At 71.7% G+C, this 24,552-nt stretch carries 20 protein-coding genes; 8 read left to right on the top strand and 12 right to left on the bottom strand.

The features are described 5' to 3' along the window. Nucleotides 1–867: 867 nt before the first annotated feature. The 4 genes from AWQ70_RS09425 to AWQ70_RS09410 all read left to right on the top strand — a co-directional run bounded on the left by AWQ70_RS09425 (nucleotide 868) and on the right by AWQ70_RS09410 (nucleotide 10,466). On the top strand, nucleotides 868–2,271 hold the full coding sequence (locus AWQ70_RS09425; RefSeq protein ID WP_169808640.1) for a M14 family zinc carboxypeptidase: 1,404 nt from the start codon (nucleotides 868–870) through the stop codon (nucleotides 2,269–2,271). Between the two features lie 131 nt (nucleotides 2,272–2,402). Beyond that, on the top strand, nucleotides 2,403–3,293 hold the full coding sequence (locus AWQ70_RS09420) for a MurR/RpiR family transcriptional regulator (RefSeq protein ID WP_067173373.1): 891 nt from the start codon (nucleotides 2,403–2,405) through the stop codon (nucleotides 3,291–3,293). 95 nt (nucleotides 3,294–3,388) lie between these two features. Further along, a complete protein-coding gene (locus AWQ70_RS09415) occupies nucleotides 3,389–6,271 on the top strand; it encodes a helix-turn-helix transcriptional regulator (protein ID WP_245646869.1) in 2,883 nt (960 codons plus the stop codon). A 211-nt stretch (nucleotides 6,272–6,482) separates the two neighbouring features. Beyond that, nucleotides 6,483–10,466, top strand: a complete 3,984-nt coding sequence (locus AWQ70_RS09410; protein WP_245646867.1) for a S8 family serine peptidase — start codon at nucleotides 6,483–6,485, stop codon at nucleotides 10,464–10,466. 64 nt (nucleotides 10,467–10,530) lie between these two features. On the opposite strand, the gene AWQ70_RS09405 is transcribed toward AWQ70_RS09410, so the two are convergent. Beyond that, complete coding sequence (locus AWQ70_RS09405) at nucleotides 10,531–10,935, bottom strand: CAP domain-containing protein (protein WP_067172998.1); 405 nt, start codon at nucleotides 10,933–10,935, stop codon at nucleotides 10,531–10,533. Nucleotides 10,936–10,987: 52 nt separating this feature from the next. Beyond that, entirely contained in the window at nucleotides 10,988–11,743 is a 756-nt protein-coding gene (locus tag AWQ70_RS09400) for a DUF4386 family protein (protein ID WP_067172995.1), read from the bottom strand. A 151-nt stretch (nucleotides 11,744–11,894) separates the two neighbouring features. On the opposite strand from AWQ70_RS09400, the gene AWQ70_RS09395 reads away from it, so the two are divergent. Beyond that, nucleotides 11,895–13,883, top strand: coding sequence for a sensor histidine kinase (locus tag AWQ70_RS09395; protein ID WP_067172992.1), 1,989 nt, complete (start codon nucleotides 11,895–11,897; stop codon nucleotides 13,881–13,883). Nucleotide 13,884: 1 nt separating this feature from the next. After that, on the top strand, nucleotides 13,885–14,544 hold the full coding sequence (locus AWQ70_RS09390; protein WP_067172989.1) for a response regulator transcription factor: 660 nt from the start codon (nucleotides 13,885–13,887) through the stop codon (nucleotides 14,542–14,544). Between the two features lie 318 nt (nucleotides 14,545–14,862). On the opposite strand, the gene AWQ70_RS09385 is transcribed toward AWQ70_RS09390, so the two are convergent. The 4 genes from AWQ70_RS09385 to AWQ70_RS09370 form a co-directional block, all read right to left on the bottom strand. After that, complete coding sequence (locus AWQ70_RS09385; RefSeq protein ID WP_067172986.1) at nucleotides 14,863–15,129, bottom strand: hypothetical protein; 267 nt, start codon at nucleotides 15,127–15,129, stop codon at nucleotides 14,863–14,865. Between the two features lie 244 nt (nucleotides 15,130–15,373). Next, nucleotides 15,374–16,519 (bottom strand): RNA polymerase sigma factor, encoded by a 1,146-nt coding sequence (locus AWQ70_RS09380; protein ID WP_067172983.1) that lies wholly within the window; start codon nucleotides 16,517–16,519, stop codon nucleotides 15,374–15,376. Next, nucleotides 16,516–16,923, bottom strand: coding sequence for a YciI family protein (locus AWQ70_RS09375; RefSeq protein ID WP_067172981.1), 408 nt, complete (start codon nucleotides 16,921–16,923; stop codon nucleotides 16,516–16,518). The genes AWQ70_RS09380 and AWQ70_RS09375 overlap by 4 nt, the downstream gene beginning before the upstream one ends. A gap of 146 nt (nucleotides 16,924–17,069) precedes the next feature. Next, nucleotides 17,070–17,687, bottom strand: coding sequence for a TetR/AcrR family transcriptional regulator (locus AWQ70_RS09370; protein ID WP_174552372.1), 618 nt, complete (start codon nucleotides 17,685–17,687; stop codon nucleotides 17,070–17,072). Nucleotides 17,688–17,722: 35 nt separating this feature from the next. Between AWQ70_RS09370 and AWQ70_RS09365 the strand changes: the two genes are divergently transcribed. Further along, nucleotides 17,723–18,049, top strand: a complete 327-nt coding sequence (locus AWQ70_RS09365; RefSeq protein ID WP_067172979.1) for a rhodanese-like domain-containing protein — start codon at nucleotides 17,723–17,725, stop codon at nucleotides 18,047–18,049. Between the two features lie 153 nt (nucleotides 18,050–18,202). Here AWQ70_RS09365 and AWQ70_RS09360 read toward each other — a convergent pair whose 3' ends face one another. After that, nucleotides 18,203–19,318, bottom strand: coding sequence for a sensor histidine kinase (locus tag AWQ70_RS09360; RefSeq protein ID WP_067172976.1), 1,116 nt, complete (start codon nucleotides 19,316–19,318; stop codon nucleotides 18,203–18,205). Continuing rightward, entirely contained in the window at nucleotides 19,315–19,968 is a 654-nt protein-coding gene (locus tag AWQ70_RS09355; RefSeq protein WP_067172974.1) for a response regulator transcription factor, read from the bottom strand. The genes AWQ70_RS09360 and AWQ70_RS09355 overlap by 4 nt, the downstream gene beginning before the upstream one ends. Before the next feature lie 120 nt (nucleotides 19,969–20,088). Here AWQ70_RS09355 and AWQ70_RS09350 point away from each other — a divergent pair, with 120 nt between their 5' ends. Beyond that, on the top strand, nucleotides 20,089–20,427 hold the full coding sequence (locus AWQ70_RS09350; protein WP_067172972.1) for a hypothetical protein: 339 nt from the start codon (nucleotides 20,089–20,091) through the stop codon (nucleotides 20,425–20,427). A gap of 110 nt (nucleotides 20,428–20,537) precedes the next feature. Here the strand turns inward: AWQ70_RS09350 and AWQ70_RS09345 are convergent, their stop codons facing one another. Genes AWQ70_RS09345 through AWQ70_RS09330 form a run of 4 tightly spaced genes read right to left on the bottom strand, consistent with a single transcriptional unit; the run spans nucleotide 20,538 to nucleotide 24,544 of the window. Next, nucleotides 20,538–21,731, bottom strand: a complete 1,194-nt coding sequence (locus AWQ70_RS09345; RefSeq protein WP_067172969.1) for an amidohydrolase family protein — start codon at nucleotides 21,729–21,731, stop codon at nucleotides 20,538–20,540. Then, on the bottom strand, nucleotides 21,728–22,561 hold the full coding sequence (locus AWQ70_RS09340; protein WP_169808639.1) for an IclR family transcriptional regulator: 834 nt from the start codon (nucleotides 22,559–22,561) through the stop codon (nucleotides 21,728–21,730). The genes AWQ70_RS09345 and AWQ70_RS09340 overlap by 4 nt, the downstream gene beginning before the upstream one ends. A 41-nt stretch (nucleotides 22,562–22,602) precedes the next feature. Next, a complete protein-coding gene (locus AWQ70_RS09335) occupies nucleotides 22,603–23,787 on the bottom strand; it encodes an aminotransferase class V-fold PLP-dependent enzyme (protein WP_067172963.1) in 1,185 nt (394 codons plus the stop codon). A gap of 7 nt (nucleotides 23,788–23,794) precedes the next feature. After that, nucleotides 23,795–24,544 (bottom strand): amino acid ABC transporter ATP-binding protein, encoded by a 750-nt coding sequence (locus AWQ70_RS09330; protein WP_067173361.1) that lies wholly within the window; start codon nucleotides 24,542–24,544, stop codon nucleotides 23,795–23,797. Nucleotides 24,545–24,552: the final 8 nt, after the last annotated feature.

Genomic DNA, 24,552 nt, shown 5'->3' with positions numbered 1-24,552 from the left:
TTCCCCCGGCGGACAGGAATGCGAGCCGGCCGAGCCGGCCCCATGAAACCCGGGAACCGGCGGGGCCGCCATTCGGATAGCAGGGTCACGACCGCCCGGCGGATTGAGCGGGTTTCCGGAAACCGAGGCGCCCGCCGTCCGGTCGGAATACACCAGGAGCAGATCACCATCCGCTCGGAGAAATCCCGGCCGAAGATTCCGGCCCTCGACCGGAAAGCGATTTACGAGGGGCCGTCGAGCCGATTCGCGAAACGCGGGGGCACCGAAAAGCACCCGCACTTGGAAGCTCCCGTTCAGCCCATGCGCGAATCGGTTTCAAAGGCCGGCCGCCCGGCCATTCCATCGCCTCACCCGAGAATTCAGGCGGCCGCCGCCGGTCATCGGCGCCGGCACGGCGGCGCGGGGGCGCCCCGCCCTCCCGGCCCCAGCAGCCGGCCCGGACATGCCGCCGACCTGCCACGTAGTGCGAAACAGACGACGATACGCCCTTCTTCCCCACTGGGGAAGAGCACGGCCAGCCTCCCCGGCAGCCATCGGCCCGCTGGCCTGCGTTTATTTCCCCATCGTTCCGCCGAGAAGTTTCACACTGTAAACCGTCCCCCGCCGCGGCATTCCATGAATGCACGGACAAGAACCCGGCCGAAGCGGGTTGACAGGCCCGTATTCATACCACAGACTACGTGAAACTTTGCAGTCAACTCGCGATCTTCAGATGCCTACCACAAGATCCCCCGAAATGAAATCCCCACGAAACGGCGTCTTCACGGATTCGGTTCGACTGCAGCTAGAAAGGGTTCCAGCATGTCTTCACGCGGTTCGCATCCCCCCACAGCGATTAATGCCGGAAAACGCGTAATGACGCTTGCGTTGAGCATCGGATTGCTGGGAAGTCTCAGCATTTCGGCCGCCTCGACCAGCTTCGCCGAGTCGGCCGACATCGCGGCGACCACCGAACTGGCGGCGGAGCAGACGTCCGGTCTGCCCAGCGGTCGAACCGGCTACCGGACGATCACGGACTACAACGACGAGATGCGCGCTCTGAGCGAGAAGCACCCCGATCTCGTCAAGCACATCACGCTGCCGCACAAGACGCGCCAGGGCCGTGAGGTGTACGGCATCGAAGTGAGCCGCGACGTCGCCTCCTCCGACGGCAAGCCCGTCCTGTTCATGATGGGCATGCACCACGGGAACGAGTGGCCCTCGGGTGAGCACACGTTGGAGTTCGCCTACGACTTGATCAACAACGACGGGAAGGACCCGCGGATCTCGCGCCTGATCGACCAGGCACGGGTCATCTTCGTCCCGGTCGTCAACGTGGACGGCTTCATGATCAACCGGCGGACCAGCTGCGGTGTCTCGCCGACGTGCGCCAGCAGCGCCGGGGTCGACATCAACCGCAACTACCCCCTCGGCTGGGGCAGCAACGCGGGTTCCAACGCGACGAACCGCGGCCCCGCGCCGGGCTCCGAGCCCGAGATCCAGAACATCATGGACCTGACCACGTCCAACCAGGTCACCGTCCTGATCACGAACCACACCTCCGGCCACACCCTCCTGCGCCCGCCGCTGGAGAAGCGCGCCGGCGACACCCCGGACGAGGCCGTCTACGCCGCGCTGAGCGACGCGATGTCGGCCAAGAACGGTTACACGGGCATGAAGTCGGGCTTCGACTACGAGACGACCGGTGAGACTCCGGACTGGTCGTACTACGCGACCCGCGGCCTCGGGTTCACGTTCGAGATCATGAAGACCCAGTCGACCAACAACACCTACGCCGAGGTGATCGAGGACTACCTCGGCACCGGTCGCTACGCGGGCAAGTCGAACCGTGAGGCGTTCCTCGTGGCGCTGGAGTACGCGGCGGACCCGGCGGGCCACTCCGTGATCACGGGGAAGGCGCCGAAGGGCGCGGTCCTGACGATCACGAAGGACTTCGACCTGTGGACGGCGCCGATCGTGCAGCCGGGCGGCGTCATCGATCCGCCCCAGGCGGTCCCCACCCACCTGCGGTCCAGCCTGGTCGCGCCGACCAACGGCAAGTTCACCTGGCACGTCAACCCCTCGGTGCGGCCGGTCCCGGCGTACACGGGGACCGGCGTCGTCGCCACCGGCCCGGGCAACTTCCTCCGGGAGAGCTGGACGCTCACCTGTGCCCGTCCGACCGGCGAGGTCCTCGAGACGGTGCACGTCACCGTCGACAGAGGCGAACAGGTCGATGTCAGACTGCAGGAGTGCAAGACACGCTTCAACGGCAACGGCCCGAAGAACTGAGCCCGCGTCGTCCCGTCCCGACCCGCCGGGCGGCCTTCTGAAAGGCCGCCCGGCGCGGCGTTGAACCCAGTTGAGCCCAGGGGAACCACGCGACCGGATCTGTCACTCCGCGGAGAAGGGAAGTGTCCGAGATGGGGCACGCCAGGGACAACGGACAGCCCCTCGCCGTACCGGACGCGGCGCGGATCTCCGCGAACCTGCGCGGGCTCCTCGGCGACCACCGGCTTTCCCCTTCCCAACGCCGGATCGCGCGCTACCTGCTCGACCACGCGCAGGAGGCCGTCTTCTTCACCAGCGCCGACATCGCCGAGCGCGTCGGGGTCAGCCAGCCGTCGGTCACCCGCTTCGCCGCCGCGCTCGGCTTCAGGGGGTTCCCCGAGTTCCGGGACGCGCTCCGCTCGTCGGTGTTCGGCGGCCCGCAGCAGACGCTGCTCGCGGACGACCTCAACGAGATCCAGGAACTGGTCGACTCCGAGATCCGCGACCTCGAACGGCTGCGGAACGGACTCCAGGACTTGACGCAGCTCCGAGCGGTGGCCGCTCAACTGGCCAGGTCGCGTCCGCTCCTGGTCATGGGGCTGCGCATCTCCGCCTCCCTGGCGCACCTGTTCGGCTACCTCGCGCAGAAGGTGCTCCCGGACGTACGCGTACTGGACACCGGGGGCTCGACCTTGGAGGACCGGCTGAGCCGGGCGGCCGACGCCGGAGCCGAATGGGTGCTCGCCATCGGGCTGCCGCGGTACCCGCGCGAACTGGCCGACGGGCTCGTCTGGGCGCGGAGCGCCGGGCTGAAGATCGCTCTCATCACCGACCAACCGGTGGGCCGGCTCATCGAGCTCGCGGACGAGGTCCTGCTCGCGCCGGTCAGCTCCGACTTCGCGTTCGACTCGCACGCCGGTCCCACGGTCCTGTGCACCGCGCTGCTGCACACCATGCTGGACACCCTCGGCACCGAGGGCCAGGCCCGGTTGGAGGCGTTCGACGACAGCGCGACCGAGCGCCAGATCTTCCTTCCCTACTGAAAGGCGCACCCCGGACTGACCGAAACTCGTGACTTTTATGATGTTCTGGGGTTGAATGTCATGATCGCATGGGCCGGTGCGACGATCAGGACACGGTGAGAGATGCGCGGCTGGTGCTGGTGAACGGACCCGAGGCTCTCGCCAGGACGGTGTCACCCCTCCTGGTCGGCCGGGATCGGGAGTTGGAGCGGCTCGTCGCCGCGGTGACCTCGGCCCCCTCGGTGTCCGTCGTCGAGGGCGAGGCGGGCATCGGCAAGTCACGACTGCTGGCCGAGCTGACCGCCCGGCCCGAGCTGGCGGATCGCCGCCTCCTCAGCGGCGGCTGCGGCCAGATCAGGGAACCGTTCCCGCTGGGCCCGATCGTGGAGGCGATGCGCGGCCGCGCCGCCGACCTGACCGGCGCTGTCCTCTCGCCGGTGGCGGGAGCGCTGCACGGGCTCCTGCCCGAACTCGAAGCGGTGCTCCCGGAGCCGCCGCCGCCGCTGGAGAACCGGGCGGCCGAGCGGCACCGGCTGTTCCGCGGCCTGGTCGAGGTCCTGGCCGCGCTCCGCCCCGCCGTCCTGATGGTGGAGGACCTGCACTGGGCGGACGAGCAGACCGTCGAGTTCCTGGGCTACCTGCTGGGGACCCCGCAGCGGGACCTGTCGGTGGTGCTGACCTACCGGGGCGACGAGGCGGCCGCCGCCGTCCGCGCGCTGACGGCGCGCCCGCCCGACTCGGTCAGGCACGAGCACCTGGCGCTCGCCCCGCTCGACACGGCGCAGACCCGCGTGCTCGCCGCGGCGATCCTGGACGTGGACGAGGTGACGGAGGAGTTCGCGGAACACCTGCGCGCGCGGGCCTCGGGGCTGCCGCTGGCCGTACAGGAACTGCTCGCGCTGCTGCGCACACGCGGCGCACTGATCAAATGGGAGGGCGGCTGGGCCCGGCGTGCCCTCGACGCGCTGGACGTGCCCGTGGGCGTGCGCGCCTCGGTTCAGGAACGGGTGTCCAGGCTGCCGCCCGAGGCACGGGCCGTGGTGGAGACCGCCGCGGTGCTCCAGCTCGCGGTGCCCGTCTCGGTGCTGGCGCACGCGGCCGGCCGGCCCGAACCCGAGGCGATGGACGGCGCGCTCGACTCCGGGCTGCTGACCGAGCGAGAAGGGACGGTCGGGTTCCGGCACGTGCTGGCGGCGCAGGCCGTCTACGAGGCGATCCCCGTGGGGCGCAGGCGGGTGATGCACGCCGCCGCGGCGGAGGCCGTACAGGGACTGAGGCAGGTGCCGCTCGGGCAGATGGCGCACCACCTGCGGCAGGCGGGCAGGACCCCCGAGTGGGCGGACGCGGCCGCCAGAGCGGCCGAGCAGGCCGCCGCCCTCGGCGACGAGGCCGAGGCCACCCGGCTGCTCGAAGACCTGCTGCGCAACGCGGAGCTGGATCCGGTACGGCGAGCGCGGCTCACCGTGCGCCTGGGCTGGGCCGCCCTGCAGGTGCTGCCCTTCCCGCAGGTGCGCGAGCTGATCACCGAAGCGCTCCACTTCGAGCTGTCACCCGCGCTCCGCGGCGAGCTGCGTTTCCTGTCGGGCATCCACGCCGAGGTGAGCCGGGAAGATCCCACTCATAGGAACAGCGTGCTGGCCGCGGCCATCGAGGACCTGGGCGACCGTCCCGACCTCGCCGCGTGGGCGCTGGTGCTGCTGGGACTGCCGATCGTGCCGGACGTCCCGCCCGAGGTGGAGCGCGACCGGCTCGACCAGGCGCTCGGTCTGCTGCCCTCCATCGAGGACCGCACCATGCGGCTGCTGATCCTGAGCAAGTTGGCGATGGTGTTCGTCCTGATGGGCGACACGCGTTGGGTTGAACTCACCGAACAGGTCCGCGGGGAGACGCACGGCCGCGCACGCGACTACCAGGAGGCCAACGCGTACCGCTCCATCGCCGAGGACGCCTGCTACGCCGGTCACCACGACCTCGCCCGCAACCTGCTGGAGACGGCCCTGGACACCACCGACCCCGACCTGCAGGGCGTCAGCGAGCAACGGACCAGGTCGAGGCTGGCCATCGTCGACTACTGCCGCGGCTCGTGGGGCGGGCTCCGCCCGATGGTGGACGCCCTGCGCCGGCAGGGCGACGCCCCTCCGCACGAGAGCGTCCAAGTGGACACGGTGACGGCGTGCCTGGCGCCCGCGCCGGGACGCCTTGATCTCGCACTGGACGCCCTGCGCGACGTCATCGGCCGGGCGTTCGCGATCGGCGACTTCGACCTGCTCCCCGTGCCCGTCTCGATGCTGCTCCGGCTGGCCACCGCCCGCGGCGAGCACGACGCCGCGATCACCGAGACGGCCGCCGCGGTACGTGTGTGGGAGCGCAAGGAGATGTGGCCCGCCGGCGTGCGCGCGGTGCCTGCGCTCGTGGAGGCGCTGCTCGCGGCCGGGCGGGGGGATGACGCCGCCGAGCTGGTGGACCGCTACGAGGCACACCTGCGCGGGCTGGACGCGCCGCTGGCCGCTCCCGCGCTGGCGCAGGGCCGCGGGCTGCTGTGGGCGGCGGACCGGCGGTGGGCCGAGGCCGCCCGGTCGTTCTCCGCCGCCGCGGAAGGTTTCCGCGCGCTCCCCGCCGCCTACGACGCCGCGCAGGCGGACGAGCAGGCGGCGGCCTGCCTTCTCAGGGCCGGGGACCCGGCCGCCGGGCCGATCCTCCAGGCGGCGACCGCCGCGTACGCGGAGCTCGGCGCCCGGTGGGATCTCGACCGGGCCGGCCTCCTCGGCCGGACGTGGGGGGTGCGCCTCCCGCAGTTCGCCCAGCCGCGCGAGGCGGGAAGTTCGGCGTTGTCCTCGCGGCAGGAGCAGGTCGCCAGGCTGGCCGCCACGGGTCTGACCAACCAGGAGATCGCCAGGGAGATGTTCCTGTCACCGAAGACGGTGGACAAGCATCTCAGCGCCGCCATGCGCAAGGTCGGAGCCCGGTCGCGCACGGAGCTGGCCCTGTTCTACCGGTGAATTGGGGAGTTTTCCCCAGGGGTTCCCCATAACTCCACCCGCGGGTCATTGACCACGCTTGCTCCATGTCCTGCTCCATATCCGAACCAGACCCCACCCCCGTACCGGAGACCGAACCCGAGCCGGGCGCGGAGTTCGAACCCGCGCCCCCTGAGGGCTTCGAGCCGGTATGAGCGTCACCCCCCGTGGAAAGGCAGTCCTCCCTGTGTCCGTGAAGAACTCCCTGTGCGCCGCCGCGGCCGTGCTCGCGCTGCTCGCGGCGCTTCCCCCACCGGCCGCCCAGGCCGAGCCGGAACCGGCCGCCACCGCTCCCCCCTCCGCCCCGCCGTCCGTCTCGCTGTCCGGCTTGGGCGCCGGTGTCCACGCCGTCACCCTGATCACCGGAGACAAGGTCAGACTCACCGACACCGGCGGCGGCAGGTACGCCGTCGACACCGAACCGGTCCCCCGGCCGGACGGCGACCTCCCCACGCTCGCCACGCTGAGCGGCCCCGACGGCGTCTACGTCCTGCCGAGCGACGCGATGCCGGCCGTCGACGCGGGCAGGCTCGACCGCCGGCTGTTCAACGTGAAGTACCTGGCCGAGAACGGCTACACCGACGACGCGACCGCGCGGGTCCCGGTCATCGTGCAGTACCAGGGCACGCCCCCCGCGGCCACGCTCAAGAGCGCGGCCGACGCCCTACCGGCCGGCGCGCCCACCCACACCCTGGAGAGCATTCACGGGGCCGCGGTCGAGGTGACCAAGGGCCAGTCCGGCACGTTCTGGCAGGCCGTACGCGGCGACTTCACCCCCGGCGCGGCCAAACTCAGCGGCGGGATCGCCAGGATCTGGCTCGACGGCAAGATCAAGATGGACCTCGCGGAGAGCGTCCCGATGATCGGCGCGCCGGAGGCCTGGGCGGGCGGCCACGACGGCTCCGGGGTCAAGGTCGCGGTGCTGGACACCGGTGCCGACGCCGGACACCCCGACCTGAAGGGGAAGATCGCCGACTCGCGGTCGTTCGTGCCCGGCGAGGCCGTACAGGACCTCGGCGGACACGGCACCCACGTGGCCACCACGATCGCGGGCAGCGGGGCCGCGTCAGGAGGGAGGAACAAGGGCGTCGCGCCCGGCGCGGACCTCCTGATCGGCAAGGTGCTCGGCAACGGCGGCAGCGGCCTGGAGTCCTGGGTCGTCGAGGGCATGGAGTGGGCGGCCGCCGCCGGCGCCAAGGTGATCAGCATGAGCCTCGGCGGCGACACCTCCGACGGCACCGACCCGACCAGCCTGGCCGTCAACGAGCTGAGCGCCGCCACGGGCGCGCTGTTCGTGATCGCCGCCGGCAACGACGGCAGGGTCGGATCGGTCAACTCCCCCGGCACGGCCGACGCGGCCCTCACCGTGGCCGCCGTGGACAAGGGCGACGAACTGGCCGACTTCTCCAGTCAGGGCCCGCGCTTCGGCGACATGGCGCTGAAGCCCGACATCGCCGCCCCCGGCGTCGGCATCGCGGCCGGCCGCGCGGCCGGCACCTCGATGGGCACCCCGGTCGACGAGTACTACACCAGGGCGAACGGCACCTCGATGGCCACTCCGCACGTGGCCGGGGCGGCGGCGATCATGGCTCAGCGGCATCCCGAGTGGAAGGGAGCGCTGATCAAGGCGGCCCTGATGTCGACGGCCAAGGACGACGGGTTCGCCGCGTACGAGCAGGGCGCCGGCCGGGTCGATCTGGTCCGCGCGCACCGGCAGACGGTCTTCGCCACCACCCCGGCCGCCGACTTCGCCTCGGTGGGCGATCCGGGCGCGAAACTCGAACGGAAGATCAGCTACATCAACCTGGGTTCGGAGCCGGTCACGCTCACGCTGAGCGGCACGCTGCGCGACGTGCGCGGGCCGGCGATCGAGGGCTCGCTGACGACGGAGTCCTCGCTGACCGTCCCCGCATCCGGTACGGCCACGACCACCGTCACGCTGGACCCCGCCGACCTGGAGTTCGGCCGCTACACCGGGGCGGTCGTCGCGCAGGCCGGCGACGTGCGGGTGACCACGCCCGTGGGCGCCGTACGCGAGGCCCCGAAGCACACGCTGACCGTGCACACGATCGGCAAGGACGGCAAGCCGCTCAACCCGAGCACCCAGTACGTCATCGACGTGGACGGGGACCTGGGCCTCCTCACCGACCAGGCGCTCACGGGCGAGGGCACCGTCGTCGTCCGCGTCCCCGAGGGGACCGTGAGCGTGACCCAGCTCGCCTCCTGGGCCGACGGCGACGACAGGAACAACACCGCCTGGCTGATGAACCCGCAGGTCGCCATCACGGGCGACACGGAGATCACGCTCGATGTCAGGGAAGCCACCCAGGTGAGCTTCGGCACCCCCAAGCCCGCCGAGCCGCTGAACAACACCCCTTACGGCTTCTTCCAGCGGACCGTCGCCGGCGGCGAGACCTGGGCGGGGTCAATGCCCGCCGAGCCGTGGGACAAGATGTGGGTCCTGCCGACCGAGAAGGTCACCAAGGGGGCGTTCAGGTTCGCGACCGCGTGGACGCTGGGTCAGGCCGAGGTGGCCATGCGCGTGACCGGGGGCAAGCCGGTCACGCTGCACCCGGCCACGCCGCAGCACGAGCGCTTCGGCCAGCAGGACTACCACCCCGGCTTCGTACCGTTCACCGGAACGCGCGACCTGCAGGTCGTCGACGTCGGCAAGGGAGCGCCCGAGGACCTCGCCGGGCTCGACCTGCGCGGCAAGCTGGCACTGCTGGAGACCGGCCTCAGTGACGGCGTGTTCGGTCCGCTCTGCGGCCTGCCGGTCGAGCTGGTCGGCCCGATCAGGGACGCCGGCGCCGCCGGCATCGCCGCCTTCCCGGGGAAGGGCACCAACTGCACGATCCCGCTGCGCATCACCCAGAAGCCGTTCACCGGCGACGCCAAACCCGTGGGCATCAGCAACGTCTCGCTGTCCAACAAGGAGGGCATGGACCTCCGCGGACGCCTCGCCTCCGGGCCGGTCACCGTCAAGGTGACCGGGACTCCTGAGACTCCCTACACCTACGTGCTCAAGCCGTACGTGGAGGGCAGGGTCCCCGCCTCGATGCGCTACGAACTCGGCGCGAAGGACCTGGCCCAGGTGGACCTGGACGTGCACTCCTCCCAGCCGGCCTCCTTCGAGGACTTCCGCTACGTCTGGAAGCAGGACGACCTGTTCGTGACGGCGACGATGGTGTCCGATCGGGGCGCGACCGCCTTCACCGGGCCCCTCAGCCGGCAGGAGTGGGTCGGCCCGCTCGATCCGGAGATCACGCACCTGCACGGCATGACCGCGCACAGCCTCGACGAGGCCACCACGTACGGGACCCGGTACCGGGTCGAGGCGTTCGACCGTCCCGGGCGCACCGGTCAGCAGTGGTTCGCCACGCCCGGCACGCTCGGCGCCGCGTCTGCTACGGCGAAGGCGCTGTCGATCCCCGACCCGAAGGCGGCGCCGGGAACGCAGCAGGGCACCACCCTGCGCTGCGCCATCTGTGTGGAGGGCGACGTGCTGTGGGCCGAGATCGGCGTCACGAGCGGGGTGCTGGAGGACAGGGACTTCAGCGACCGGTTCTGGGGCCCGGGCCTGCTCAACCCGGCCTACGAGGTGAAGTTCTACCGGGACGACGTGGAGCTCCCGCGGGCTCCGCTGCACCCGGCGCTGAAGAACGCGCCCGCCTTCACCATCCCCGAGGGGGCCGGCGCCTACCGGCTCACCGCGAAGAAGAGCGGGGAGGAGGCCGAGTGGACCTTCGCCTCCCGGCCCGTCAAGGGCACGCCGCAGCCCGGGCTCGTCTGCGTCAGCCAGATCGTCCAGGGCTGGGCCAAGGAGTGCGGGCCGGCGCAGGCCGTGTTCGTCGGCTACGACCTGGGCCGTGATCTGGGGATGGACAACACCGTGCCGGCCGGCAGGACCCACCACTTCACCGTCGAGCCGTACCACTCCCCGTCCGGGGGCACGATGCCGAAGATCGCCGGGATCAAGCTGTGGGCGAGCACCGACGACGGCGCCACCTGGCGGACGGTCGAGGTGAAGCGGCAGAACGACGGCACCTACCGGGCCACCGCGAAGTACCCGAAGCTCGCCGACACCAAGGGAGCGGTCGGCCTGAAGGTCGAGGCGTGGGACGAGGCGGGCAACCGGCTCAAGCACACCGTGACGCGCGCCTTCGGCCTGCGCTGACGAAACCGGACCGGGGCGGCGGCCGTCCGCCGCCCCGGTCCCGGGTGCCGCGGCGACGACGGCGTCAGCCGCAGCGCCCGAACATCTGCACGTACGTCACGGCCGGGGTGACGGTCCCGGCGGCCGGATCCGCGCTCCCCCACGCCGCCTTGGCGTACATCTCGGTGAAAGCCGGGTTGAGGATGGCGTCGCGGTGCGGCTCGCTGTTCATCCACCAGGTGACGGCCGCCCGCGGCGTGACATGGGAGCGCCCCCACCCGGCGTACGTGTTCTCGGCGACGGCGTACGAGGTGCAGCGCCGGCCGTAGCCCACCGCCTGTGCCCGGCTCAGCGGCGTCGAGCCGGTCCGCGGGTTGATGTGCGGGTCGCACCTGCCGGGATCGTCCTTCATGGGGCGGCAGTTCTTGCCCGGCCCCACGTTTCCCCACCAGCGCAGGTTGACGGCGTCCGCCACGTGCCTGACCCGCACCGCCCCGCCACCGCCCGCGTCGCCGCGGAGACGTGCTCCCGTCGCCGCCCCATCAGGCGAGAGCCACCGACCCGGCCTCGGACTCGGACTCGGACTCGGACTCGGACTCGGACTCGGACTCGGACTCGGACTCGGACTCGGACTCGGACTCGGGCTCGGGCTCGGGCTCGGGCTCGGGCTCGGCGAGGAGCTTGGCGGCCAGCGGCACGGTGCCCGCCAGCTGCACCAGCGCGCCCAGCACCGTGACAGCGGAGGAGAACTCCCCGCTGGACAGGACGAACCCGGCCAGCAGGAGCGGCGCCGTCCAGCGTGGGAGGACGCCGGTGCGCAGGATCGCGGCGATCTGTACGACCAGGCCGACGACGACCGAGGCCAGCATGGGCAGCATGATGCCGCCGAACCACGCGGACTCCTGGTACCGCTCGTACGCCGCGGCCGCCTCGCCGACCGCTCCGCCTTCCGGCGCCAGGCCGAGTACGACCGGTCGCATGCCCGACACGATCAGACCGAGCACACCGGCCAGGGCGAACAGCAGGCCGGAGGTCGTCCCGGCCAGTGGTGCCCGGTCTCGCAGTACCCGCATCAGGGCCAGGCCGCTGGGGATGTAACAGCCGACGAAGATCATGTAAAGGACGGTGCCCAGAGCGTAGCCCTGCCTGTCGGCGGCCACCTGGGCGAGGTAGTCCGCCGCCTCGGATCGGGGGAGACCGACGGTGTCGGCCAGATGCCAGACCACGCCGGCGAGCGGACCGGCGAGGACCGCCGCGGCGAGCGGATAGGGCTTACGGGGGACGGGGGACCTGCTCATCGGCTGACTCCTCGGTAGATCGCGGCCTTGGTGCCGCACACCGAAACCCTGGCGGGATCGTGTCCCGGGCCGCCTGAGCCTGCTGCCCCCTTCGCAAATGAGGACGATTTGTCCCGTGCAAACGGGACATCCCCTCCCCACAATTTCTCCCATGCGTTCGCGTCTCGTACTGATCGGGGATTCGGCCGCGGGAGCCGCCGCCGCGGCGACCCTGGCCGGATTCGGGCTGCGCCTGCTGTCGTCGGCGGAGTTCGCCGACGACTACTGGCTGTGGATCTCGGTCACCGCCCTGGTGTACGGCGCACCCGGCGCGTTCCTCATCCGGCGCGGCCGGATGATTCTGGGCTGGCTCTTCCTCACGGTGAGCGCGAGCGCCGCGCTGAGCGTCCTCGCCGCCGAATACGCCGCCACCGCGGCCCGGCGGGACTGGCCCGGCCACCTGGTCGCGCTCTGGTTGTCGGTGTGGACCTGGCTGCCGGCCTACACGATCGTGGCGGCCGTCCTTCCGTACTGGCTGCCGTCGGGCCGGCGGCCGGCGCGGCTCTTCCGCCCCCTCATGTACGCCGGGTGTGCGGCCGTGGTGGCCGGATCGGCCGCGTGGGCGCTGCTGCCGTGGGAGCTCAGCGACGACCGGGCGCTGGCCGACAGCGGGCTCGTCAATCCGTTGGGAGTGGCGGGCGCCGAGGCGCTGCTCCCGGTCTGCCTGGCCGTGATCGCGATCGCGGCACTGGGCGGGCTGGTGTCCCTGGGAGTCCGCCTGCGCCGAGCCGACGGCGACGAGCGGGGCCAGTTGGCCTGGGTGACCGCCGGGATGGCGGTCGCGCTGATCCTGCTGGCGGCCGCTCAGACGGTCGAGGCGAACCGGTCGGGCGTGCTGCTGGCGGCCTCGGCCGTGCCGTTGCCGGTCTCCGTTCTGCTGGCGGTCCAGCGTTACCGGCTCTGGGACATGGAGACCGTGCTGCGCCGAGGACTGGTCTGGGCGCTCATGTCAGCCGAGATCGCACTCTGTTACACGGTTGTGGTCGCGCTGCTCGGCGATCTCCTCGGCCGCGGCGTGGGGGCTCCCCTCGTCGCCGCGGCGGTGGTGGCCATCAGCGTGGCTCCCGTGCACCGGTTCCTGCAGACGGGGGTGCGGCGCCTGCTGTACGGCGACGCGGCGGATCCGTACGAGGCGCTGGGGCGCCTGGGCGCGGCCCTGGAGACGGCGGCGGCACCTGGCGAGGCGCTCGATCGGCTGGCCGGGGAGGTCGCCAGGTTCCTCCGCGTCCCGGCCGTGTGGGTCCTGGTGCTGGACGGGCCCGAGTCCCGCCATGGAGACGATCTCGGTGTGGACCCGGTGCGTGTGCCGTTGGTGCACGCCGGGGAGGCGGTGGGAGAGCTTGTGCTGACCCGGCCGCGCTCCGGGGACTTCCGTCCCGCCGAGGCCCGGCTGCTGCGGGTTCTGGCCCGGCAGGCGGGTGCGACCGCGCACGCCGCCCGGCTGGCCGCGGACCTGGACCGGTCGAGGCGGGCGCTGGTCGCCGCGCGCGCCGAGGAACGCCGCCGGCTGCGCAGGGATCTACACGATCATCTCGGGCCGAGCCTGTCCGCGGTGAACCTGCAACTGTGGGCACTCCGCGACATGACCACGACCGACCCGGCCGCGGCCGGCGCGCTCGCGGGCCGGTGCGCCGAGTGGCTGGCGGGGGCCGTCGGCGACGTCCGCCGGATCATAGACGGCCTCGGTCCGTCCACCCTGGACGACCTGGGCTTGGCCGAGGCGCTGCGCGCGCAGGCGGCGGCGTTCGACCGGCCTGGGCTGGCGATCCGGTTGCGCCTGCCCGAACAGGGCATCCCTCCGCTGCCGGCCGCCACCGAAGCCGCGGCTCTGCGCATCGTGAGCGAGGCGCTGGCCAACACCGCCCGGCACGCGCGCGCCAGCGGCTGCGACATCGAGGTGGAACTGGCACCGGACGCACTGCGCTTCTCCGTACGGGACGACGGCGTGGGCCTGACCGGCTCCTCCCCCGCGTGGCGCGTCGGCGTGGGGCTGGAGTCGATGTCCGAGGCCGCCGCCCAGCTCGACGGGGAATGCGAGATCCTGGCCCCGGCCGGCGGCGGCACCGAGATCCGCGTGCGGCTGCCGAGAGTCGAGGTGTGAGATGCGCGTGCTGATCGTGGACGACCATCCCATGTACCGGGAAGGGCTGGCCGCGGCGCTTTCCCGCCTGCCGGACATCACGGTCGTGGGCGAGGCGGGTGACGGGGCGGCCGCGGTGGAGTCGGCCCTCCGGCTCGCTCCTGACGTCGTCCTGATGGACCTGCACATGCCCGTCATGAACGGCGTCGAGGCGACGGCTCGGTTGCTGAAAGAGCTCCCGGGCACCGCCGTCGTGGTCCTGACGATGCTGGAGTCCGACGAGTCGCTGGCCGCGGCCGTACGAGCCGGCGCCCGCGGCTACCTCCTGAAGGAGGCGGGCCGGGACGAGATCCTGCGGGCGCTGGAGGCCTGCCGGGGCGGCGGCGCCTACTTCGGCCCGAACGCCGCCAGGGCACTCGCCGGACTGGTGGGCGCCGAGACCCGGCGGGCCGTCGCCAATCCCGCCCTGCCCGAGCTCACCGAGCGCGAAGTGGAGATCCTCGACCTGATGGCGCGGGGACTGTCCAACGCCGCCATCGCCTCCCGGCTCTACGTCTCCGACAAGACGGTCCGCAACTACGTCAGCACGGTGTACGGCAAGCTCGGTGTCGGCGACCGCGCCGCCGCCGTGGCACGGGCCCGCGACGCCGGACTGGGCTCGGGACCGCCCGGCAGGCGGTGAGGTCTCGACGCGTTCGCGTGCGCAACCGCCGGCAGCGCGGACGCCCGCGTCCCCCGGTGACCGAGGAGACGCGCCCGGCTGTCGGCGGTCTGCTACGAGGACATCGACTTGCCCCGGACCGGACCGACTGTACGGAGGTGCCGACCGACCAGCGTGGGGCGGCATTGGCCGCCCACCTGTATGAGGCTGCCGGTGGCTGGAATCTCAGCACTTACAGCAGCGGTGCCGGGCGCTTCGACCCGGGTGCGGCGCGGGCCCCCGAAACGGGCCCAGCTTCGGGGCCGCGCCGCACGCCGGTCACTTCTCCTTCGATTGGGTCTACCAGACGTAAAGGACCCAGCGCTTGATGCTCGACGTCCAAACGCAGTTAGTGGACTTCCCGAGAGCCTTGTAGGTGGCAGCCGCACTCGTACACGAGGTCTGGGTCATGTAGACGCCGTACACGACCGGCCCGTACGTGCTGGTGGCCGTGGAGGCGGAGGTCGGCGCCGTCGCCGCCTGTGCCGCGGCGGGGAAGGTGAGGGCGGCGAGGACGAGGCTGACCCCGGCTGCCGCACGACGGAGTGCGTTCGAATTGAAAACCATGGGTCGAACGGTAGAAGTCGTCCCCCTTCCCCGTCGTCAAAGCGCCCCTTGATCCCATGTCCCCCTCTGGGGTGATTCTCCGGAATCAGGATGTCCTCCTCGGGGAGACCCCTCCTCGGCCGGCGGCCGACATCGAACCGGGCGCTTTCCACGGCAGGGTCGCGCGCAGATCTCGTGTCGGCGCGCAACCCCCGGAGCCACGGTGAGCCGCAAGGCAGGGACGGTGAGCCGGTGACGGCCGGACTCACGGGCGCAGCAGTTGCCGTACCCGGGCGGCCTCTCGAGTGAGGTGGTCGCGCTCCGGCACGCTGGCTGCGGCGCGGGAGGCCTCGGCGTACAGCTCGGCGGCGTGCTCGAGGTCGCCGGCGCGTTCGTGCAGGTATGCCGTCACCGCGGTGTAACGGGGCAGATCGGGGTTCACCTCGGCCAGCGCCGCCAGACCGGCCCGCGGTCCGTCGGCCTCCCCGACCGCCACCGCGCGGTTGAGTCGGACCACCGGACTGCCGGTGAGGAGCAGCAGTTCGTCGTACCACTCCACGATCTGCACCCAGTCCGTCTCGGAGGCGCACCGGGCGTCCGCGTGCAGGGCGGCGATCGCGGCCTGCGCCTGGTATTCGCCCAGCCGGTCGCGGGCCAGCGCGGCCTGGAGAATCGTCACCCCCTCGCCGATCAGACCGGTGTCCCAGCACGATCGGTCCTGCTCGGCGAGCGGCACCAGGCGACCTCCCGGGCCGGTGCGGGACGCGCGGCGCGCATGGTGCAGCAGCATGAGCGCGAGCAGCCCCGCGACCTCGGGCTCGTCGGTCAGGGCGACGAGCTGGCGGGCGAGGCGGATCGCCTCGGCCGCCAGGTCGACGTTCCCGCCGTACCCCTCGTTGAAGATCAGGTAGAGAACCCGTAGCACCGTCCCGAGATCGCCGGGCTGGTCGAGTGGCAGCCCCGCGATCCGCCGCTTGGCCCGGCTGATCCGCTGCGCCATGGTCGCCTCGGGGACGAGGTACGCCGCCGCGATCTGCCGCGTGGTCAGGCCACCGACCGCGCGCAGCGTCAGGGCGACGGCCGAGCCCTGCGGCAGGGTGGGGTGCGCGCACAGGAAGTAGAGCCGCAGCGTGTCGTCCGTGGCGGGCGCCGGACCCGCGGGAGGCTCGACCTCCACCGCGAGTTCCCGCCCCCGCCGGGACGCCTCGGCACGCGCGGCGTCGAGGAACCTGTGCCACGCGACCGCGACGAGCCATGCCTTCGAGTCGCGCGGTGGATCGTCCGGCCAGGTTTCCAGCGCCCGGATCAGGGCCTCCTGCACGGCGTCCTCGGCCGACGCGAAATCTGCTCCGCGCCGGACGAGGACACCGATCACCGCGGGCACGAGCTCCCGCAGCAACGACTCGTTCACTCGGTCACCGTGGGCGACTCGGTGAGGAACGGTCGGACCTCCAGCCACTCGTGGATCGGCTCGCCGCCGGCCCCGGGAGCGGCGGACAGCTCCCCGGCCAGCTGGACCGCGCGATCCCAGGACTCCACGTCGATGATCATCCAGCCGGCGATGAGGTCCTTGGTCTCGGCGAACGGACCATCGGTCACCGGCGGACGCCCCTCGCCGTCGTACCGCACGAACGCGCCCTCGGGGGCCAGTGCCTGTCCGTCGACGAACTCACCCGTCTCTTCCAGGCGGGCCGCGAAGTCGCGCATGTACTGCACGTGCGCGTCGACCTCCTCCGGCGTCCACCGGTCCATCGGCACCCAGTCGACAGCGGGAGCCGGGCCGCCTCGGTAGTGCTTCAGCAGCAGGTACTTCATGGTGGTTCTCCTTCTTCCTCGCGCGGCCCGTCGTGGCCGCTCGTGCCCCTGGGACGGAGCCGGCACCACATTCTCGACACCCGGAAGCACACCAAGCTCTAGAACTTTCTTCCAGCCGTCACCGCCCCTCCGGCCGGCCGGCTCATTCAGGCCCGGCACCTCTCGGCGAGGCGGCGCAGCCCGGCCCGGACACGCGGTTCGCCGAGTTCGGGCAGCAGGGCGCTCACGTGCTCGGCCGCCAGCGCGGCGAGCAGGGCGTGCGCGGCGTGGTCCGGGTCGGGTACGCCGTCCAGCAACATCGCCACATGCCGGTGCCAGAAGCGGTAGGCCCCGATCCGATACCGGGCGCCGGGCGCCGCCGTCTCCGACACCCGCACCAGGTCCAGGTGTTTCAGCAGGTAGTCGAGGTAGGCGTCGACGAACGCGGTGAGCCGCTCGGCGGGCGACGCCCCGGGGCCCAGCGGTGGCGGTCCGTGCAGGATCGCCTCCTGCAGCACCCGTTCCCGTGCGTCGAGCAGTGCGACGGCCAGCCCCGACTTGTCGCCGAAGCGCCGGAACAGCGTGCCCTTGCCGACCCCGGCGGCCGCGGCGATCTGGTCCATGGAGACCGCGGCCACGCCGTGCTCGGCGAACAGCCGCGCGGCCGCCTCCAGCACGGCGACCCGGTTGCGCGCGGCGTCGGCACGCTCTTTGGGCGGCTGGGTACGGAGCAGCTCCAGCGGGATTGCAGAACCGGACTGTGGTCCGCTATTGTCGGCAGGCATAACCGGACTATAGTCCATTTCCTGGAAGGAGTGCCATGACCGCGCTCATCACCCGCGACGAACTCCGGGCCGCGATCGACACCGGCACGGTGATCGTCGTCGACGCGCTGGGCGGCGAGTACCACGCCAAGCAGCACCTGCCCGGGGCCCTCGCCCTGACCCCCGCCGAGACGGACGCCCGGGCAGCGGAGCTGCTGCCGGACCGCGACGCCGCGATCGTCACGTACTGCTCCAATCCGGCCTGCCCGAACAGCGGTCAGGTCGCCGACCGGCTCACCGCGCTCGGCTACACGAACGTCCGCAAGTACCGGGAAGGCATCGAGGACTGGGTCGACGCCGGCCTGCCCACCGAGTCGGCCTAGTTGTACTGAACCGGCGGAGCGGCAGGGCCGGTCGGCGTTCGTGATGCCCGCGGGGGCCGGCACCGCGCGTCGGCGTCATGAGCCCGCACGGCCCGCTCGGCACCACCTTCCCGCCCCCGGCGAGCCGGGGGCGGGAGCGAGCCGGGGGCGGGATCATCCGGTTCGGGGGCCGCTCCCCGCCACGCCGAGCACGACGGTCACCTCCAGCCCGCCTTCCGCGAGCGCGCGGGCCTCGAGCGTGCCGTGGTGGGCCTCGACGATCGCGGCGACGATCGACAGCCCCAACCCCACTCCCTCACCGGTGGCCCTCCTGCCGCCTTCCAAACGCTGGAAGGGCTTCAGGAGGGTGCCGACCTGGTCGGGAGGGATCACCGGGCCGCTGTTGGAGACACGCAACGCCGGGCGCCCGGCCGTCACACCGGTCGCCACCATGATCCAGCCGCCGCGCACGTTGTGGCGTACGGCGTTGTCCAGCAGGTTCCCGACCAGGCGCTCGACCAGATCGCGGTCGCCGACCCCGGGAGCCGGACGGAGCTCGGACTCGACCCGCAGGCCCGGATCTCCGCGTTGCCCGACGGCCTGCTGCGTGATCGCGGCCAGGTCGAAAGGCTCCCGGCGATGCGTCCCCTGCTGGCTGCGGGCGAGGGTGAGCAGCGCCTCGATGAGCCGTTCCTGCTGCTGTCCCGCGACCAGCAGCCGTTCCAGTACGGCCCGCAGTGACTCGGCGTCGATCTCCGGGTCGGCCAGTGCGACCTCGATCATGGCCTGCTGCAGCGTCAGCGGAGTGCGCAACTCGTGGGAGGCGTTCGCGACGAACCGCCGCTGCGCCGAGAACGCGGCCTCCAGCCGATCAAGCAGCTCGTCGAACGTGTCGGCCAGCTCCTTGAGCTCGTCGTCCGGCCCGGACGCGGCCAGCCGCCGGTCGAGCCGGTCGGCGGTGATGCGCCGTACCGTCGCCGTCATGTCGCCGAGGGGACGCAGCACCCGCCCCGCCATGAGCCAGCCCAAGAAGGCCGACGCGAACGCCATGACCACCAGCGCGATCACGGAGTTGACCAGCAGCCGTCGCAGCGTCTCCGCCTGCTGCCCCTCGATCCGGGGCGTCCCGACCGGCGGGCCGCCGTCACCGGGTGCGACGGGCGCGATCGGCCGTCCCGGGAAGGGCGAATACTCGACGAGAAAGTAGATGAGGGCGGCCAGCAGAACCGCCGCCGCCAGGAACAGGCCGCTGTAGAGCAGGGTCAGGCGCAGCCGTACCGTCCACCTCATATCCGGTACCCGGCCCGCGCGACCGTCTCGATCAGCGGGGGGTCGCCGAGCTTGCGGCGCAACCGGCTGATCGTCACCTTCACGGTCTGGCTGAACGGATCGGCGAACTCGTCCCATCCCCGCTCCAGGAGCTGCTCGGCGGAGACCACAGTGCCCCGGGCGGACAGCAGCAGCTCCAGCACGGCGAACTCCTTGGGACTCAGCGGCAGCCGCCGCCCGTCCCGGGTGGCGATCCGCGTCGCCGGATCCAGGCGCAGATCGCCGTGCACGAGCACCGGCGGCAGGACCTGGCGCGACCGCCGGGCCAGCGCGCGGATCCGGGCGACCAGCTCCGCGAAGGCGAACGGCTTGGCGAGATAGTCGTCCGCCCCGACGCCCAGCCCGGTGACCTTGTCGTCGATCGACCCCGCGGCCGTGAGCATCAGCACGCGCGCCGGATAGCCGGCCTCGACCAGCGTCCCGCACACCTCGTCACCGTGCAGGCCGGGCAGATCCCGGTCGAGGACGACGACGTCGTAGTCGTTGACCGACGTACGGTCCAGCGCCGAGCGGCCGTCCAGCGCCACGTCGACGGCCATACCTTCTCGGCGAAGCCCCGCCGCCACCGTCAGGGCGAGCTCCTCGTGATCTTCGACGATCAGCACCCGCATGATCCCTCAGGATGGCCCGCCGGCGGTTACAGCGGGGTAACCGCCGGCGTTCCGGTCCTGTAACCGCTCCTCGGCTTCCCTGGTGACGGCGACAGAAATCGACGGAAACGGAGAAAGACCATGACCGGCTCGAAAACCAGGAACGTGATCCTCGCCGTCGTCGTCCTCGGCGTGGGCATCGGCGTCCTCAGGGCCGCCGCGCCGTCCGCCGCGTCCGGTGACGGCGGCAAGGCGTTCAGCTCCTGCATGCGCGCGCACGACCTGCCCGACTTCCCCGACGTCGCGGTCTCGGAGGACGGCCTGATCAACCTCGACATCAGGGGCGAGCGCGTCGACGCCCTGTCCGCCAAGTACGGGGCCGCGGTGAGGGCCTGCGAGTCGCTGCTTCCCTCCGGCGCCGCGCTGCCGAGCGGGCCCCACGCCCCCTCCGCTCCGCCGGGCACCTCGTCATCTCCCTGAACAGGTGCCCGGCTGCGACCACCGCTCACGCGTGCCGGCCGTCGGCTTCCCGCGCCCGCCCGGCTCCCCTCACCGGGCGCCCGCCGCCCGGAGTCGTGACCGGGCGGCACTTACCCGGCGGCGGCGCAGCCAGCGACGTCCTTGACGACACGACCGCCCACGACGACGAACGGGGGATCCAGCAGCGCGTCGACGCCGGACCGCGGGTCGGCGTCGACCGCGATCAGGTCGGCCAGGTATCCCGGCTTGACCGCGCCCGCCTTCTCCAGCCCGGCGGCGCGCATCCCGGCCTCCGTGGCCGCCGCCAGCGCCTGCCGTACGGACAGGCCAGAGGCGACGAGGCCGCGCAGGCCGTCGACGACCCCGCCCACGTGCGGGTGGCGGGGGATGCCCGAGTCGGTCCCGGCGAGGATCGGCACCCCCGCGGCATGGAGCTGGGCCACCCAGCCGCCCCTGATGTCGAGGGAGATGGGATGGGCGTGCGCTCCGGCGAGCCCCAGCGTCGGACAGACCCCGGCCCCGGCGCTCACCAGGTCGCGGACGACGGCCGCGTCGTAGCCGTCCCCGCCCTCGGGGGAGATGAATGTCGCGTGCTCGATCGAGTCGACCCCCGCGGCGGCGGCCGCCCGGACGCCCACCGTGGACAGGGCGTGCGCGGCGACGGTGACGCCGAGGCGATGCGCCTCGTCGACGATCGCCGCCAGGGCCGCCTCGGACACCTCGAAGCGCAGCGGGTCCGTGCCAGGGGTCATGCGGCCGCCGGTGACCATGACCTTGACGAGATCCGCCCCGGCCTCGACCTCCTCCTGTACGGCGGCCCGGGCACGCTCGGGCCCGTCGATCTCGTTGCCCATGAACCAGCAGTGCCCGTTCGGCCGGGTCAGCGGCCGGCCGGCGACCATCAGGCGGGGGCCGGGTGTCGTCCCGCGCCGGATCTCGTCACGGATCCGCGCGGAGAGCCCGTGCGGCGCGCCGAGGTCCCTGGCGAAGGTGACTCCGCTCTCCACCAACTGCCGCGCTGACAGCCGCATCCCGTCGAGCCGCGCCTGCTCGTCCCTGGCGAGCATGCTCGCCACCGGGTCGTTCCCCGCGTCGAACGCCAGGTGCACGTGCGCGTCCATCAGTCCGGGGAACAGGACGCGTCGACCGAGGTCCACGACCGCGGCCGCCTCGTCGGCCGGCGCGTCGGCGGTCGGCCCGACCCAGGCGATCCTGTCGTCTTCGACGAGGACGGTCGCGTCGTCGACGGCTTCGTCGGCGAGCACGTCCGTGATCACGGTGGCCGCCCTGAACACGATCCTCATGTGGTTCTCTGATCCCCTTCGATTCCGCCTTCGCGGTATCCCAAGCTCTGTGACACGGCCGTCGCCGTGTCCTGGACGGCGGCGGACAGACTTGCCAGCCGCCGATCGTCCACCGCCCGCTCCAGCACCGTCACGCAGACGCAGTACCGCACCGATCCCTCGGTGTCCCAGACCGGGGCCGACACGCCGACGGTGTGCGGCGTGATCTCCCCGTCACTGACCCAGACCCCTTCGGCCCTGATCCGGTCGAGCATGTCGCGGATGACCGCCGGGTCGGTCGGCGTCCGGTCGGTGTAACGCGGTTGCGGCGCGGCGAGAACCTCCTGGATGAAACGCTCGTCCTGGAACGCCAGCAGGGTCTTCCCCGCTCCGGCGTTCAGGCCGATGGTGTCGCCGATCTCCACGGTGACCGCGGTCTCCGCGTTGATGTCCAGCCGCTCGACGCAGACGTAGCGGTGGCCCCGGAGCGTGTAGAACAGCACGACCTCCCCCGTCTGCTCGGCCAGCCGGATCAGGTGCCGGCGTGCGGCCGTCCGGGGCGCCCGCCGCCCGGCGGCCCGGCCGAGCGCCACCGCGGCGGGGCCGAGGGAGTACGAACCGCGGGCTTCTGCCTGCTCCAGGAACTGCCGCGCCTCGAGGGACCGGACGATCCGGTGCGTCACCGCCTTGTGCATGCCCAGGTGCTTGGCCAGATCGGAGACACGCCACTCGGCCTGTCCCACGAAGGCCTCAAGCACGGTCAGCACCCGGTCCACGCCCTGCAATGACGCGGGCTTGACAGGTCCCTCCACCACGTCTTCCTCCAACCGCGAGTCAGCTCCGAGGATCATCGCGTCCATTCTCGATCACCGCCGCGGGCTCCCGGACTGGATCACCGGAGGCCGTCGACGAGCGAGCCGACGTGTTCGATCTCCGACTCGGTGTTGTAGTAGTGCACCGATGCCCGGACGACACTGGTCAGACCCCGTGACGGCAGGTCCCACTGCGACGACGTGGATTTGGAGACGCTGACGTTGACCCCGTTGTCGGCGAGAGCGCACCTCACGTCATCGGACGCGACGCGGTCGACGGTGAACGACACGATCCCGCACCGGCTCTGGCCGAGGTCGTGAACCCGGACCCCCTCGACGTCGGCGAGCGTCCGCCGCAGCAGGTCGCCCAGCGCGAGGACGCGGGTCTCGATCGCGTCCATCCCCAGAGCCAGGGCGTAGTCTACGGCCGCTCCCAGGCCGACGACCGCCGCGTAGTTCTTCTCCCACGTCTCGTAACGCCGGGCGTCGGGGTTCATCTCGTACGCCGTGGGTGACGTCCACACCGCGGAGCCGTTGTCCAGTACCGCCGGCTCGAACGTGTCCATGGCGTCCTCCCGTACGTACAGGAAGCCGGTTCCGCGCGGCCCCCGCAGGTACTTGCGGCCCGTTCCGGTCAGCACGTCGCACCTGAGTTCGCGGACATCGAGGTTCAGTTGCCCGACGGACTGGCAGGCGTCGAGCAGGAACGGCACCCCGGCGGACTCGGCCAGCGCGCCGACCGCCGCCGCCGGGTTGATCAGGCCGCCCTGTGTCGGGATGTGCGTCATCGACACGAGCTTGACGCGGTCGTCGCCCAGTTCCTTCTCCAGCCGGTCGAGGTCGATCTGCCCGCTGAGATCGTTGCCGATGGCCGTGGTCTCGACGCCGAAGCGCCTCGCCTGCTGCAGGTAGGCGATCGCGTTGCTCCCGTACTCCGACTGGCAGGTGAGAATCCGGTCCCCGGGCGTGAACCGCATGCCGTAGAACACCATGTCCCAGGCGCGCGTCGCGTTGTCGGCCAGCGCGATCTCCGACGGCCTCGCGCCGATCAGGGAGGCGAGCGAGGTGTAGGTCGCCTCGATCTGCTCGGCTCGGTCCCTCTGGACCTCGTATCCGCCCAGCGACGCCTCGTCCCGCAGGTAGTCCGTCATCGTGTCGACGACGCCCCTGGGAGGCAGGGAGCAGCCGGCGTTGTTCAGATGGACGAGATCCCGGCATCCCGGGGTCTCGTCACGTGCCCGCTCGACGTCGATGCGGTTGTCCACTGTTGTGTCAGCCTCGCTTCAGAAATTCTCGTGCCCGTGCCGTACGCGGATCGGTGAGCACGGTGTCGGGGTGGCCTTCCTCGACGATGACGCCGTCGTCCATGAAGCACACGTGATCGGCGACGTCACGGGCGAAGCCCATCTCATGGGTGACGACGATCATCGTCATCCCCTCGGCGGCGAGGTCGCGCATGACCGAGAGCACCTCGTTCACGAGCTCGGGGTCCAGCGCGGACGTCGGCTCGTCGAAGAGCATGACCTTGGGCTTCATCGCCAGCGCCCGGGCGATGGCGACGCGTTGCTGCTGCCCGCCCGACAGCTCGTTGGGGTAGTGATCGGCGCGCGCGGCGAGGCCCACCCGGTCCAGCAGTCCCATGGCCAGGTCCCGGGTCCGCTCCTTGTCCGCGCGGTTGACGCGGAGCGGCCCGGACATGACGTTCTCCAGCGCGGTCATGTGCGGGAAGAGGTTGAAGCGTTGGAAGACCATGCCGATCTGGCGTCGCTGGTCGGCGATCTCCTTCTCCGGCAGCGGGACCACGTGGTCCCCGTCGATCCGCAGGCCGATCAGCTCGCCGTCGACCCAGACCTCGCCCTCGTCCGCCGGCTGCAACCCGTTGATGCAGCGGAGCAGGGTGGACTTGCCCGAGCCGGAGGGGCCGATCAGGCAGCTGACCGATCCCCTGGACACGGAATAGTCGACTCCCTTGAGGACGTGCACGGAGTCGAACCGCTTCCGGATCCCCCTCAGGACGATCATGGGAGTCT

This window comes from Microtetraspora niveoalba, assembly GCF_001570405.1.
GTDB classification, from domain to species: domain Bacteria; phylum Actinomycetota; class Actinomycetes; order Streptosporangiales; family Streptosporangiaceae; genus Microtetraspora; species Microtetraspora niveoalba.
The sequence above is the reverse complement of the archived record's forward strand: the minus strand, read 5'-3'. Positions and strand labels throughout refer to the sequence as shown.